At 30.8% G+C, this 15,656-nt stretch carries 14 protein-coding genes; 13 read left to right on the top strand and 1 reads right to left on the bottom strand.

What is annotated here, in order from left to right; all coding sequences use genetic code 11:
* Positions 1 to 39: 39 nt before the first annotated feature.
* From KHW44_RS01645 to KHW44_RS01625, 5 genes are read left to right on the top strand one after another with little or no spacing between them, the layout of a single operon-like run.
* Positions 40 to 339 carry a carbohydrate ABC transporter permease gene (locus KHW44_RS01645; RefSeq protein ID WP_304065136.1) on the top strand — a complete coding sequence of 100 codons (300 nt, stop codon included), beginning with the start codon at positions 40 to 42 and terminating at the stop codon, positions 337 to 339.
* A gap of 8 nt (positions 340 to 347) precedes the next feature.
* Positions 348 to 1,175, top strand: coding sequence for a carbohydrate ABC transporter permease (locus KHW44_RS01640; RefSeq protein WP_304065133.1), 828 nt, complete (start codon positions 348 to 350; stop codon positions 1,173 to 1,175).
* A gap of 17 nt (positions 1,176 to 1,192) precedes the next feature.
* Entirely contained in the window at positions 1,193 to 2,521 is a 1,329-nt protein-coding gene (locus KHW44_RS01635; protein WP_304065130.1) for an ABC transporter substrate-binding protein, read from the top strand.
* Positions 2,522 to 2,572: 51 nt separating this feature from the next.
* A complete protein-coding gene (locus KHW44_RS01630; protein ID WP_304065127.1) occupies positions 2,573 to 4,003 on the top strand; it encodes a CehA/McbA family metallohydrolase in 1,431 nt (476 codons plus the stop codon).
* Positions 3,993 to 4,700 carry an HAD family hydrolase gene (locus KHW44_RS01625; RefSeq protein ID WP_304065124.1) on the top strand — a complete coding sequence of 236 codons (708 nt, stop codon included), beginning with the start codon at positions 3,993 to 3,995 and terminating at the stop codon, positions 4,698 to 4,700. The genes KHW44_RS01630 and KHW44_RS01625 overlap by 11 nt, the downstream gene beginning before the upstream one ends.
* Positions 4,701 to 4,847: 147 nt before the next feature.
* On the opposite strand, the gene KHW44_RS01620 is transcribed toward KHW44_RS01625, so the two are convergent.
* The gene (locus KHW44_RS01620) at positions 4,848 to 7,787 is read right to left on the bottom strand and encodes a penicillin-binding protein 1A (protein WP_304065120.1); all 2,940 of its coding nucleotides are present in this window, start codon (positions 7,785 to 7,787) and stop codon (positions 4,848 to 4,850) included.
* A 127-nt stretch (positions 7,788 to 7,914) separates the two neighbouring features.
* Here KHW44_RS01620 and hflX point away from each other — a divergent pair, with 127 nt between their 5' ends.
* From hflX to KHW44_RS01580, 8 genes are all read left to right on the top strand, one after another.
* The gene (gene hflX, locus KHW44_RS01615) at positions 7,915 to 9,171 is read left to right on the top strand and encodes a GTPase HflX (protein ID WP_304065117.1); all 1,257 of its coding nucleotides are present in this window, start codon (positions 7,915 to 7,917) and stop codon (positions 9,169 to 9,171) included.
* Positions 9,158 to 9,802, top strand: a complete 645-nt coding sequence (locus KHW44_RS01610) for a YigZ family protein (RefSeq protein WP_304065114.1) — start codon at positions 9,158 to 9,160, stop codon at positions 9,800 to 9,802. The genes hflX and KHW44_RS01610 overlap by 14 nt, the downstream gene beginning before the upstream one ends.
* Before the next feature lie 39 nt (positions 9,803 to 9,841).
* On the top strand, positions 9,842 to 10,567 hold the full coding sequence (gene nadE, locus KHW44_RS01605; RefSeq protein WP_304065112.1) for an NAD(+) synthase: 726 nt from the start codon (positions 9,842 to 9,844) through the stop codon (positions 10,565 to 10,567).
* 12 nt (positions 10,568 to 10,579) lie between these two features.
* Positions 10,580 to 11,305: a YebC/PmpR family DNA-binding transcriptional regulator gene (locus KHW44_RS01600; RefSeq protein ID WP_154272581.1), complete on the top strand. Its 726-nt coding sequence runs from the start codon at positions 10,580 to 10,582 to the stop codon at positions 11,303 to 11,305.
* 2 nt (positions 11,306 to 11,307) lie between these two features.
* On the top strand, positions 11,308 to 12,054 hold the full coding sequence (lgt, locus tag KHW44_RS01595) for a prolipoprotein diacylglyceryl transferase (RefSeq protein WP_304065107.1): 747 nt from the start codon (positions 11,308 to 11,310) through the stop codon (positions 12,052 to 12,054).
* A 30-nt stretch (positions 12,055 to 12,084) separates the two neighbouring features.
* A complete protein-coding gene (locus KHW44_RS01590) occupies positions 12,085 to 12,678 on the top strand; it encodes an SOS response-associated peptidase (protein WP_304065104.1) in 594 nt (197 codons plus the stop codon).
* Positions 12,679 to 12,906: 228 nt separating this feature from the next.
* Positions 12,907 to 14,304 (top strand): glycine--tRNA ligase, encoded by a 1,398-nt coding sequence (locus KHW44_RS01585; protein WP_304065101.1) that lies wholly within the window; start codon positions 12,907 to 12,909, stop codon positions 14,302 to 14,304.
* 4 nt (positions 14,305 to 14,308) lie between these two features.
* Complete coding sequence (locus KHW44_RS01580; RefSeq protein WP_304065098.1) at positions 14,309 to 15,574, top strand: Glu/Leu/Phe/Val dehydrogenase; 1,266 nt, start codon at positions 14,309 to 14,311, stop codon at positions 15,572 to 15,574.
* Positions 15,575 to 15,656 lie beyond the last annotated feature (82 nt).

Below are 15,656 nucleotides of genomic sequence, written 5' to 3'. Positions count from 1 at the left end.
ATAATTAAAATACCAAAATATTTATTTTAAGTTTGTAATTTGGAAGGAGAAAACTCATTCCAAAAAATTAATTATATTTATTTTCCACTAACAATAAAAACGACATTGTTTCTAGGAATCATAAGTCTGATAAATTCAATTCAGGCTTATGATCAGATTTCTGTACTAACTAGAGGAGGTCCAGCTGGATCAACTAGAACATTATTATACTTATTTTATCAGATGGCATTTGAACAATTTAATATGGGCAAAGCTACAACTATTGCAATAATAATGGTAATTATCACAGGAATACTAGCTAGTATCATGTTCTATATGCAAAAGAAACTAGTAAAATAGGAGCTAAAATGAATAAAATAAAAAAAATAATCAATTTATTATTATTAGCGTTTGTAAGTATATTAGCTTTTTTTCCGCTATTATGGATGGCTACAAATTCTTTTAAAACAGCAAATAAAATTATTCAACAACCATTAAACCTGTTTCCTGAAGTATTAGATTTTAGAAATTTCATAGGTGCATTAGAAAAAGCACCATTCGATCTTTATATAATTAATAGTATTATAACAGCATTTGCAATAGTTGTTTTACAACTATTGCTTGGGATTTTGATGGGATATGGTTTATCGAAGTTTGATTTCAAAGGTAAAAAGATTTTGTTTGGATCTATTCTCTTGACATATATGCTTCCAGCAGCAGCGACATATGTTCCGAGTTATGTTATCCTTGCAAAGATGAATTTAATTGATACAATACCAGGAATTATTATTTCTAATGTGGCAAGTGTGTTTACGATATATATGGTTTACCAAACTTTTTCTTCTGTACCTAAAGAAATGATAGAAGCAGCTGAGATGGATGGAGCAAATAATTGGCAAATACTATGGAAAGTTATGGTTCCACTTTCTAAATCTACAATATTAACAACAGCATTGATACAGTTTGTTATTATGTATAATAACTATATGTGGCCATCTCTAATAACAAACAGTAAAAAAAATTATCTCATAAGTGTGGGATTAAATATTTTCTTTAATTCAAAAGGGAATTTCACACAGAATTTACCGATGTTGATGGCTGCAAACACTATATCAGTATTACCACTATTAATTTTATTTTTAATTTTAAAGAAGTGGTTTATTGAAGGAATAAGCGATAGCGGAATAAAAGGATAAAAAATTAGGAGGGAAAAATGAGAAAATTAAGAAAAATTTCATTAATGATACTTTGTTGTATATTAATGCTTACAAGTTGTTCAGAATCTGCTAAAAAAGCACAAAATGAAAATAGCAGTGGTTCTAATGTTGCATCAGAAGATAGCAGCAAAAAGGAAAAGGTTGAAATTCAATTTTGGTATGGATTAGGGTCTGTTGCAGGTCAGACAATGGAATCAATTATTGCAGATTTTAATGCATCACAAGATAAAGTAAAGGTTGTAGGCGTACAACAAGCCGATTACAACGAAACGTATCAAAAAGTTCAAGCTGCAATAGCTGCTAAACAACCACCAGCAGTTTTTATAGGAAGTAAGATTTCTGAAATGGCTGAATCACAAATAGCTGTAGATTTATCCACATTTATGAATGATAAGACACCAGAATCTGATTATCTTGATGTACTAATGAAACCTGCAAAGATTAATGGTAAAATTTATGCGATACCTGCATATGGAACAACACAAGTAATGTATTATAGAAAAGATTTATTGAATAAAGCGGGCATTAAGCCAGAAGAGGCTTATTCTTCTTGGGAAAAAGTATATGAAGCATCTAAAGAAATACAAAAAAAAGGTGTTACAAAATGGGGACATCTTCCAATGTGGGGTGCTGATAATCTTATCGATATAGCTTTGAGCAATGGAGGATCAATCCTTAGTGAAGATGGAAAAAAAGTTACAATAAATTCACCTGAATGGATTGAATCTTGGGATTTTATTAGAAAACAAATTTTTGAAAACAAAACTGCAAAGATTGAATCCGGAGGACAAGGATGGGAATACTGGTACAGAACAATTGATAATGTGATGAACGGGCAAGCTATGAGTTATACAGGATCTTCAGGGGACAAAGGTGATTTGGATTTTAAAATTATCGGATCATGTCCTCAACCAGGATTGAATGGGAAGCCAGGAAAACCACAAGCTGGAGGACATTATTTAGTTGTACCACAAGCAGCTTCTAAAGAACAACAACAAGCTGCATTTGAATGGATATCATACTTTACTAGTCCAAAAATTTCAGCGAAATGGTCAATGAAAACAGGATACATTCCAGTTAGAAAAAGCGCTATGGAGGATGAGGATTACAAAGCTTTTACAAAAGAAAATCCTTATGCAATTGTACCATATCAACAAGCGCTTAAAGCTACACCAGTATTTGTTGACCCAACAAAAGGAAAGATTACTGATGCTTTGAGTATTGCAGCAGATAAAATTGAGTTACAAAATATTTCAACAAAACAAGCATTGGATGAAGCACAAAAAGTAGCTCAAGAAGCATTAGATAAGATTAATAATAAATAGATTGTTCGAATAGAAATTTGAATGAAATATGATAATTTTTGGAGATAATTAATGAAAGATCGATTACTGTCTAATAGTGATAAGAATATTTTCTTAGAAACAAATCTCAAAAAAAAATATGATAAAATTGTTTTCGATATCAAATGTAATGTAATCACTATATCGATAAGTTGGAGAAACAATAAAAATTTATTATTTATGTATTTATTTGGTCCGGACAAGAATTTGTATGGACAGATTGTTACTAATTCAAAAGATGGCACAAGATGCATATCTACAATAAGCGATTATACTTCTCCTTGTTGCAAAACACTAAAATCAATTGAAACTTTTCAAGGTGAATGGACCATAGAATACGCAATTTATGGAGAAGTTGAGTCTAATATTGTAAATATAATAGTAAAAGAAGAGGATGAATTTAATAATAAATTAGAAGAAATAAGTTTAATTGAACGACCAAACATATCTGAACATACCATATCTGATGAAATGAAATGGTATGCAGGTGATTTTCATACACATACTATATTTTCAGACGGTAAAATGACAAGAGAAGAGAATAATGATATAGCAAAAAAACAGAATCTTGACTTTTTTATTCCAACAGACCATAATATTTTTCATTATAAATGGCCCAAATATGATGATGTATTCATATATCCAGGGGTTGAGATTACTTCAAGTTATGGACATATTAACTTATTGTTTTCAGAAAAAAATCCATTTGAAGAACATTCTATATATGAGATTGAGGACAAAACTTCACTTATAGAAATAATTAAGGAGGCTGAAAAATACTCTATAGTATCAATAAATCATCCATTCATGCCTCCTTGGAATTTTTTGCTAGACGATTTTCCACTTGAATATGTTAAAATCATGGAAATAATTAATGATCCAACATACAAAACATCCATAAATGCAACTAAAGATGCAATAGACAAATGGAATTGTCTACTGAATGATGGATACAAGGTTGTGGGAATAGGAGGTAGTGACTCACATTTAAGACCAAATGAAAAATATGCAAATTCTAAATATCCTTCTATATTAGGAGATCCAAAAACATATTTATATTCAAAAAGTAATTCTTGGAATGATTTAAAACAAGCTCTTGTACAAGGAGATGTCGTAGTATCGAGAAAAGATTTTATTGACCTTAATACACACGGCTTGAATAGAGAAAATAACTCTTTTGAGGGAAAAGTATTTTTAGAAAGCAAACTAACTAACGGAACATTTCATGATCTCGATCTATATCATAATTGGATTGTTGATGGAAAGACAATTTTGAAAGAAAAAGGATTAGTATCAAAATTGGATCAAGAAATAGATTTAAAATATCATTGGATTAGACTCGATATAACTGACGATGATGATAATTTGTATGGGTTTACTAATCCGATATTCTTTAATCGAGATGAAAAAACTCAAACTATGAAATACTGGAAAGACTTAATGGTAAAAAAAGATGAAAATTAGAGGGATAATATTTGATAAAGATGGTACGTTGATGGAGTTTTCAGATATGTGGCGATGTGCAGTTGAAGAACTATTCAATGAATATTCATTATCTGAAGAAGTAAAAAAAGATATAAGAGAAAAAATCGGAATAAAAAGTGATTCGACAATTAGAGAAAATAGTATTCTAGCATCAGGGACGATGGATGAATTATTTGAAGTAATTAGTATGTATATTTTAAATTCTGAGGATGAAATTTATGAAAATATGGAAGAATTTTTTTCTGAATATTTAAAAAGTCATTCTAACATGATTAAGGAGACCTGTGATTTAGATGGATTATTCAATAAATTAAAAAATGATGGCATAAAAATCGGTGTAATTACTGCAGATAATTACCGTCAAGCTAGGTTTTGCTTTCAAATTCTTAAATTAGAAAAATATATTGAATTCTTAGGGAGTGGAGATAGATATTTGAATAAGCCGAATCCACAAGCGTTACAAGCTTTTTGTAAAAAATTTTCTCTAGATATAAATGAAGTTGCAGTTGTTGGTGACTCTGAAATAGATATGCAATTAGGAAAACACGCTGGACTTTCAATAGGTGTTTTATCTGGTGTCGGAACAGAAAAAATGTTGTTGAATTCTGCTGACGTAGTTGTAAAATCACCATGCGATATATTATCTGTAATAGATAATTATAATAAGCTTCGATAATAAATTGTTACCAAATATAATGAAGTAAAAGTATTACCTTACTTTTTAATCAAATCGATTTGTTTTAAAAGATAAACCACCTGATTGGAAATATGTTCTAATCAGGTGGTTTTTTGAATAAAGATTATAAAGTTTTATAATCGAGTGTTAGTTATCATTATTGTCCGATGAATCGTTATTGTTTCGCTTCCTATTGTTGCCATTTCTATTATTTCTATTGTTTTCTTTGTCGCCGTCTTTCTTGTCGTTATCTTTTTCGTCCTTGTCGTCCTTATCCTCGTCATATTTATCTTCATCTTTTTTATTGTCAGGTTTTAAAAAAATATTAAATATTGTTCTATCAGAATAACCAGGCATACTGTACTTCCAGTCTTTAGGAATAATGTTGTTATGTTCTGATGGTTTGTATGGAGGATCTCTTTTTATGAAAACTCCCCATCCTAATTCCCAAGGTGGAGTATTATCTGTAGCTAATTTTCCATCTACAACGTCAATTCTTCTAGATTCATACAAATCAGAAACTTCTGTAGGTTCTGTACCCGCTTTGTAGATTTCTTCTTTTACAATTCCACGAGGATCTCTCCAACTGTATTTGCTTGGCAATTTATTTGCCAAAGTATCAACCTTAACTCTTACGATACCGTCTGGTTCCTCAAATTTAATTGGAATTTTATCTTCTAAAGTATATCTGTTGACTGCACTCCAGATTTGTACAACTTTTTTCTGACTAATTTGAGTCATTTTCAATTGTTGATTGTCAAAGCCTAACCAAGTACTTATAGTGTAGTATGGGCTCATTCCGACAAACCATACGTCTTGGTAGTCGTTTGTAGTACCAGTTTTTCCTCCAATATCAAAGCCATCTAACCTTGCGTATTTTGAATAGTTGTAATCTGTAGAAGTTCTGAGTATATCTCTCATAATGTATGCAATTTGAGGACTCACGACTTCATTTTGTTTTTGAGGATTTTCAATTATAACTTTTCCTAAACCGTCAGTAACTTTTGTAAATGAAATAGGTTCTCTGTACTGTCCGCTATTATTGATAGCGTTGTATGCACCTGCCATCTCTACAGGTGTAAATCCTTTACTTAATGAACCTAGTGCCATTGCCGATGTGTTTTCATCATTTTCTGAAGTGTTTTCAGCTGCACTTATATAGTTATCGGCTTTAGGATTTTTTGCATTAATCAATCCGAATTTTTCTAAATATGTTTTTGATTTTTCAATACCAATATCTTCCAAAACTTTTACGGCAGTTACGTTGATTGAGTTTTCCACTGCATGTCTAAGTGAAACTAAACCTTCATAGCCTTCGTACCAGTTTTGTGGCCATAATTCGTGCTTTTCATTGTAGTGAGGTAAATCATCCAAGCCTGATGCAGGGGAATATCCATTGTCCAATGCTGGAGTATATACACCTAAAGGTTTCATACTAGAACCAACTTGTCTAGGGATATCGGATGCTCTGTTAGTAGTATCTTTATTATCTGAATATCTTCCACCAACCAATGCTTTGATTTGTCCAGTTGTTTTATCAACAACAACACTTGATGATTGTGGCTGTTTAATTCCATCTTCATTTATAGTGTAGAAATCTTTAGCAAAAATCAAATTGTCGTTGTTGTCGTATTTGATTAAATTTGGATTTTCTTTTATATATTGGCTTGAGATTGTAATGTTACCTTCACCATCTGTATTCAAATTCTTACTACCAATATTGATTGAAGATATTTTATGAGTTACTAAATTATTACTATCGTTTACTGAGTAATAATCTTTCAAATCTAAATAGTTTCCGTATTGTTTTACTTTAATAGATTTTGAATAATTAAAAGTAACAGAACCATCTGGGTTTTTAGTATATTGTTCTGGTGAAATAAAGAATTCATCATTGTCGTTAATTATATTATTCTTTCTAAAATAAATCACTTCATCTAATGCATTCGTAATATTTCTACCATCATCACTTGACCATTTTAACAAGTTTGCTGATGAACCATCGGATATAATATCGTCGACTTTCTTGTCATACAATTTTTCCAAATTACTTTGCATATTCATATCAACACATGAATATATCTTTAAACCACCATTTATAAGTTTGCTTTTAGCTTCTTGTTGCGAGTATCCTTTTTCTATAAGTTTTGCAATAACTTGTTCGTAGATAATATCTGAATAGTAATTGGATAAGTAATCCACGTTTTTTATACCTGGCTTAATATTAGCTGCGATATTCTCTTGAAGAGCTTTTTCGTATTCTTCCTGAGTTATTTTCTTGTTTTCTAACATTTTTTTAAGAACGTAATCTCTTCTATCGATAGTTTGTTGGTTGTAAACAGCTTTGTATGTTTCACCGCTTAATGTAACTTCGCCGACAATTTTTGATTGATCTTTTACTTGACCTGGTTCAATTGCCTTGTATAGTGCTAAATTAGTAGGACTTTTTACGATTCCTGCAAGAGTAGCACATTCTGATAAAGTTAGTTCATTTATGTTTTTCTTGAAATAAATTTCAGAAGCTGCTTGAACACCATAGGCATTTTGGCCCAAGAAAACTGTATTCATATACGTTTCCAAAAGTTTTTCTCTGCCTAGATAGTTTGTTAATTCCATTGCCAAGTAAGCTTCTTTGAATTTTCTGTCAAATGATTTTTCATTACTTAAGTACAAATTACGAGCTAATTGTTGTGCCAAAGTACTCGCTCCACGTTTCATAGAACCTGATCTTAAATTATCAAAAATAGCAGATGTAATACCGATAGGATCCACACCGTTGTGTTTGTAAAATCTTTCGTCTTCTACAGATGTGAAAGCGTCCATCATATATTTTGGTATTTTATCTAATTTAACAACCTCTCTATATTCAGTGGTTTTGATTTTTTCGATTAAATTTCCATCCTGATCCAAAATTTCTGATGTCTGATTCATCATATTATTTATTTCTTCGGGATTAACCTTTGGAGCTAATTGCATAGCGCGTACTCCGGCTACTCCGATTAATCCACCTACAAATGCAAATATACAAATCAAACATAATATTAAAATTTTTATGGATTTCAATATTATATTTTTATCTTTATTCATAAATTCCTCCATAAAATATATATACACTATTATACCACAAAGTGTAGATTCAACATATATTCCTAGAAATACGATGAACATTTTACTTAACGAGAGATTATTATATAATATAAATAAAGGAGCAACAATGAAAGAAAAAACAATTTTAGTTTATTTTGAATTTAAAAACAAAAAAATAAACGATGAAGATATAAAAGAAATGGAAAGTTTGATTGAATCTTCTGGTGGTGAAGTCTGCGCAATTTCAGAAGTTCGAAAAAACTTTATTGATTCAAAATATTACATAGGCAAAGGAAAATGTCTGGAGATAAAAGACGCTGCAGAAAAATTGGACGTAACAACTTTGATATTTAATGTAGAATTATCTGGTTCAAATATTAAAAACTTGGAAGATATAACTGGGCTTAAAATAGTCGACAAAACAAATTTAATTTTAGATATATTTGCAAGCAGAGCGAAAACAAAACAAAGTGTGCTTCAAGTTGAACTTGCAGAATACAAATACAGACTTCCAAGATTGATTGGATTTAGAGACCACTTATCCAGAACTGGTGGTGGAATTGGAACTAGAGGACCTGGGGAAACAAAGCTTGAAGTAGACAGAAGAACTATCCAAAAGAAAATTGACAATATCAAGCGCGAATTAAAAAGTATCGATAAAAGTCAAGAAAATATGAGAAAACAAAGACTAAAATCAGATATAAAAATGGTGAGTATGGTTGGATACACAAATGCAGGCAAATCTACTTTGTCCAACAAGTTGGTGAATTTCTACAAAGATAAGTACACGGAAGAGTTTGAAACAGAGGATTTGCTATTTAAAACATTGGATACTACTTTAAGAAAATGTACATTGCCTAATAAAAAACAATTCCTCGTAATAGATACTGTTGGATTTATTAAAGATATTCCAACAGATTTAATCGAAGCTTTTAAATCGACGTTGTTAGATTTAAAACATTCAGATTTGATATTATTTGTTTTGGATTCTTCAAGTTCCGATTTGGACAATCAAATAACTACAACAATGGACATATTAAAGGAACTAAAAGTATTGGACAAACCAATGATTACGGTATTTAATAAATCTGACAAAAATCCTAACGTGATTTTCCCGTATAATTTGGAAAATAAAATTAAGATATCAGCTTTTAACGATGAAGACATCGAAATGTTATTGTACAAAATTCAAGAAGAATTATATGGCAATTACAAATGTGTTAAAATGAGATTTGACTACGATCATCAGGATGTTTTGAACACGGTTTTACAAAATTTTAAATGTGAAGATGTGTCATATAACAATGAAGATGTTAGGCTTATGGTTGAAATTTCTGAGTCGGAAATAGAAAAATATGAGGAATTTATATATGAAAAATTATAGAAGTATTCACAAAAGCATACCTTTTTCGTTTGTGATTAACAAATCAGAATTTATCGGAAATTGTAAGTTCGTTGAATCAGAAGAAGAGGCATTGGAATTTGTGGATAGTATAAAAATAAAATACAGTAATGCAACTCACAATTGTTCTGCTTATATCATTGGAGAGGACAAATTAATTCAGAGATTTGATGACGACGGTGAGCCTTCACAAACAGCAGGTATTCCAATTCTTGAAGTAATTAAAAAAGAAGATTTGACTAATGTTTGTGTAGTTGTTACAAGATACTATGGCGGAATCAAACTTGGAGCAGGTGGACTCATAAGAGCATACACAAAAGCTTCTAGTGAGTGTTTGAATGAGTCGGTTATCGTAGATAAGAAAATATTTAGAAATTTTCAGATAGAATTTGACTACACCAATGTTGGTAGTATTGAAAACTTTCTGATGAATAATGATATTTACGTAGCTGATAAACAATACTCAGACAAAGTTGTGTTCGATATATTACTAGATGAAGATAAATATGAGGAAATAGAAAATAAGTTAATTGATTTAACAAGCGATAACATAAAGTTTACAATGATTGAATTTACTTACCAATCATCTTTAAATGGTAAGTTAATATTTTAAAATGATGTAAATTGTGATAAAATTTGAAGGTGGATTAAAATGGATTACGCAAAATTATGTGAAGATATAATAAAATGGATAAAAGAAGAAGTCGAATCAGCTAATCTAAAAGGAGCTGTTTTTGGAATTAGCGGTGGAATCGACAGTGCTGTGTTAGCTTGTCTGTGCAAAAAAGCTTTTGGGGATAACGCCTTAGGTTTGATTATGCCAATAAAAAGCAATCCCAAAGACGAAGAAGATGCTAGAATATTAGCAGAAGCGATTGATTTGAATTGTAAGAAAGTAGATTTGAACGATGGGTTCGATGCATTGATACAAACTTTTGAGAAAACTTCTGTAGAAATGGCTGTATCAAACATTAAGCCAAGGCTTAGAATGTTGACTTTGTACTATTATGCTCAAAACAATGGTTATATGGTGCTATCTGGATCAAATCGTTCTGAATTTATGACTGGATATTTTACAAAGTACGGCGACAGTGGAGCTGATTTAATGCCACTTTTGAATTTGTACAAAACAGATATTTTCGAAATGGCAAAAGTTTTGGGAGTTCCAGATATAATTATAAATAAAAAACCTAGTGCTGGTTTGTGGGAAGGTCAAACAGATGAAGATGAGTTTGGATTCACTTACGAAGAGCTAGATAATTATTTGATGAATAATTCTGAAACTAAATCCAAAGATTTGATTGATAAAAAAATAAGACAAAGCGAACACAAAAGAAAATTTGCGAAATCATTTGAGTTCGATAGAAATAAATATTAAGGATGTGATTTTATGTCAGGACATAATAAATGGAGCAAAATAAAAAACAAAAAAGGTAGTGAAGATGCTAGAAGAGGTAAAGTATTCACAAAAATGGCAAGAGCGATAACTGTTGCTGTTAGAGAAGGTGGAGCTGATCCTGAATACAATCCTAGCTTAAAATCTGTTATAGAAAAAGCTCGTGCAGAAAACATGCCTAATGATAATATCGACAGAGCTATCAAAAAAGCTAGTGGCGACGGAGATTCTGCAAACTACGAAAACATCGTTTATGAAGGATACGGTCCAGAAGGGGTAGCTGTTATAGTTGAATGCTTAACAGATAACAGAAATAGAACTGCTTCAGATGTTAGACATTATTTTGATAAATTCGGTGGAAATCTTGGACAAAATGGTTCTGTATCATTTATGTTCCAAAGAAAAGGGCTGTTATTAATTGAAGCAGAATCGTTGGATGAAGAAGAAGTTATGATGGACAGTTTAGATGCTGGTGCAGAAGATTTTGAAGCTGATGATGGAATTTTTGTAATCAACACAGCTATGGAAGATTTTGCACAAGTGAGAGACACTTTATTGGATAAAGGATACAAATTTGTAAAATCTGATTTGGTTTATGAACCATCAAATTACGTTAAAATCAACGACGAATCCAATGTTGATAAAATGGAAAAATTAATCGATAATCTAGAAGATAGTGATGACGTTCAACAAGTAAGTCATAACTGGGATAATGAATAAAAATGGACAGGGTAGCTTTTTCTATTTTTGGAATAGATATAATGTGGTATGGAATATTGATTACTTTAGGGGTGATTTTAGGCTATGTAGTAGCTGTAAAGTTAGCCAAATTAGAAAATATTTCAGAAAATACCATATTGGACATTTTAGTTTGGGCACTTCCTCTTGCAATTGTAGGAGCAAGGGCTTATTATGTAATATTTGAATGGGATTATTATTCCAAAAATTTAGGAGAAATCATCGATATTCGCGGTGGCGGATTGGCGATTTATGGAGGAATAATTGCCGCAGTTATTACTTGTTATGTTATTTGTAAGAAGAAAAATCTTAAATTTTTGAAGATGCTGGATATTTTTATGCCGGCGATTGCACTGGGACAAGCAATAGGTAGATGGGGTAATTTTATAAATAAGGAAGCTTATGGTACTCCAACTAATCTTCCCTGGGCAATTACAATAGATGGTGTAAAAGTTCATCCTACATTCTTGTACGAATCTCTTGGCGATTTTATAATATTTTTAATATTGGTGTATATATTCAAGAATAAGAAGAAATTTAATGGACAAATAACAAGTCTATACATGATTTTATACGGAATATTGAGATTTTTTGTAGAAGGACTCAGAACTGATAGTTTGTACATTGGAGCATTAAGAGTGAGTCAATTAGTGAGTATTGCAATTGTAATTGCAGGAATAATTTTACAAATTAAATACAAAAAGCAAATTATTAAGTCAGATGAAAAGTAAATCATCTGGCTTTTTACAAATATAAAAGAGGTGATATATTTGTGTTCTAGATTTGAACTGAATATAAGTAAACTTGATTTATTAAAAAGATACAATAAAAAACATATCGCAAAATTTAATCCAAAAACAGAAGTATTCCCTGGGCAACAAATTTTAACTTTATGTGATGATTTTGATTATATGAGGTGGGGAATTGACGTTGATTTTATGAAAAAATCTATAATAAATTCTAGAATCGAAAAGATTTATACTTCAAAGTTTTTCAAGGAAGATTTCGAATACAGAAGATGTTTGATTCCTGCTACTGCATTTTTTGAGTGGAATCAGAAAAACAAAGATAAGTACAGATTAACTGTTACGAATCAAAAAATATTTTCTATCGCAGGTATTTTCAGAGAATATAAAAGTCAAGAAACCAGTATAAGACATGTGAGTATGCTCACTACAGAGGCTAAAGGATCAATATCTGATATTCATACTAGAATGCCAATTATATTGCCGCAATCTTTTGAACAAACATATTTGTACGGAGAAAATTCCAAAGAAATTCACGAGTTTTTGTTGACAAATTTTATTGACTTAGATATGGAAAATTTATCGGATAGTCAATTAACATTTTTGTAAATTTATGATATAATTTATATGAATATTGAAAAGCGAAGAAGGATAAATAATATAACAATTACAGAGAGTTAATGTATGGTGAAAATTAACAAGTTATAACGGCAGTCTGGAGCTAATAATTCTAAGAGTGATGTTTTATCATAATTAGGGTGGAACCGCGGAAAATACATTTCGTCCCTGAAGTTTTACTTCGGGGATTTTTTATTATTCAAAAAAATGGAGGGTTTTATGAAAAACGAAGAAAAAACTATGGAAAAAATAGTGAGCTTATGTAAATCAAGGGGAATAATATTTCCTGGTAGTGAAATTTATGGAGGATTATCAAATACTTGGGACTATGGTTCTTTAGGTGTTGAAATCAAGAATAATATCAAAAGAGCTTGGTGGAAAAAATTCATCCAACAAAGTCCTTACAATGTTGGCTTGGATGCTGCTATACTTATGAATCCTCAAACTTGGGTGGTTTCTGGTCATGTTGGTGGATTCTCAGACCCATTAATCGACTGTAAAGAATGTAAATCTAGATTTAGAGCTGATAAATTAATTGAAGATTATTTCATGAATGAAAAAAATGAAGAAATAACTGGATTAGATGGAAAATCAGAACAAGAATTGTTAGATATTATAGAAAAAGAAGACATAAAATGTCCTGAATGTGGTAAACACAATTTTACAGATATCAGAAAATTCAACTTGATGTTCAAAACTTTCCAAGGGGTTACTGAAGATAACAAATCAGAAATTTATTTGAGACCTGAAACTGCACAAGGTATTTTTGTGAATTTCAAAAATGTTCAAAGAACTTCAAGAAAGAAAATTCCTTTTGGAATTGGTCAAATAGGTAAATCTTTCAGAAACGAAATCACTCCAGGTAACTTTATTTTTAGAACAAGAGAATTTGAACAAATGGAATTAGAATTCTTCTGTGAACCTGGCACTGATTTGGAATGGTTCGAATATTGGAGAAATTTCTGTAAAGAATTTTTATTAAATTTAGGAATGAAAGAAGAAAACTTAAGACTTAGAGACCACGAACAAGAAGAACTATCATTCTACTCAAAAGCTACAACAGATTTTGAATATCTATTCCCATTTGGATGGGGAGAATTATGGGGAATTGCCGATAGAACTGATTATGATTTGTCAAAACACAGTGAAGGTTCTGGAGAAAAGCTAGAATATATGGACCCAACTACAAACGAAAAATACATTCCATATTGCATAGAACCATCTGTAGGTGTTGACAGAATGTTTTTATCTTTCTTGTGTGATGCTTATGAAGAAGAACAATTAGAAGACAATTCAACTAGAACTGTTTTAAAGATTCATCCTGCATTAGCGGCATATAAAGTTGCAGTTCTTCCTTTAACTAAAAAATTAAATGATAAAGCAATGGAAATTTATAATGAATTAGCAAAGAATTTTATGACTCATTTTGATGATGCTGGTTCAATTGGCAAGAGATATAGAAGAGAAGACGAAGCAGGAACTCCATATTGTGTAACGATAGATTTTGATACTTTAGAAGATAATACCGTTACTATTAGAGATAGAGACACTATGGAACAAAAGAGAATGACAGTTGAAGAAATTATAGAATTTGTTAATAAAGAAATGGAGTTTTAATTATATGACAGAAACATTGAATCCGTTAGAAAATGCAAGATATCAAATAAAAAAAGCTTGTGATATTTTAAAATTAGACGATAGCGTTTATGAATTATTGAAAGATCCTTACAGAGTAATTGAAATAAATATTCCAGTGAAAATGGATGATGGATCAATGAAAGTCTTCAAAGGATACAGATCACAACATAATAATGCAATGGGTCCTACAAAAGGTGGATTGAGATTTAGAGAAGATGTTAACTTGGATGAAGTTAAAGCATTGTCGATATGGATGACTTTTAAATGCCAAGTAACAAATCTACCTTATGGTGGAGGAAAAGGTGGAATAATTGTAGATCCATCAAAGCTTTCTGAAGGTGAATTGGAAAGATTATCCAGAGGATTTGTCGATGGAATGTACAAATATTTAGGAGAAGATTTTGATATTCCAGCTCCAGATGTTAATACAAACGGAAAAATTATGAGTTGGATGGCTGATGAGTACAACAAATTAACTGGTACTAATCAAATTGGAACTTTCACTGGTAAACCGATTGAATTTGGAGGATCATTGGGAAGAACAGAAGCTACAGGATTTTCAGTAGCTTTAAGTGCGAAAAAAGCTGTTCTAAATTTAAATAAAAAATTAGAAGAAACAACTGTTGCCATACAAGGATTAGGTAATGTTGGGATTTATACATTAAAATACGTTCTTGAACATGGCATGAAAGTAAAATATATCATGGAATACAATAAACAAAGAGGAGTATTTGCAATTCACAAGGAAGACGGATTCAATTTTGAAGAATGCTATGAAATCTCTCAAACGAAAGAAAAAGATTTTGCTAGCATTGAAGGATGCGAAGTAATTTCAAATGAGGATTTTTTCGCAGCTGATGTTGATGTTTTGATTCCTGCTGCTTTGGAAAATGCAATTACAACTGAAAATGTTAATTCAATTAAAGCTAAAATCATTGTAGAAGGTGCAAATGGACCTATAACAAAGGATGCAGATGAAATTTTAAATGAAAAAAATGTAGTTATTGTTCCTGATATTCTAGCAAACTCAGGTGGTGTTACTGTTTCTTATTTCGAATGGGTACAAAACAAAGCTGGATATTATTGGTCTGAGGAAGAAGTTAGAGACAAAGAATATTATTTGATTAATAAATCATTTGATGAAATTTGGGAATTATCTGAAAAGCTTAATATAACTTTAAGACAAGCTGCTTATGTACATTCAATCAAAAAGATTAGCAAAACAATGAAAATACGCGGATGGTATTAATGCAAACACAAATAGAATTTAATGATGAATTAAAACTTACTAAAATTAAACAATCATCTTTTAACCCTACCCACATTTTTGA

This window comes from Finegoldia magna (assembly GCF_018371055.1).
Taxonomy (GTDB): Bacteria; Bacillota; Clostridia; order Tissierellales; family Peptoniphilaceae; genus Finegoldia; species Finegoldia magna_I.
Note: the sequence above shows the minus strand (reverse complement) of the source record. Positions and strands in the feature narration are given on the sequence as shown.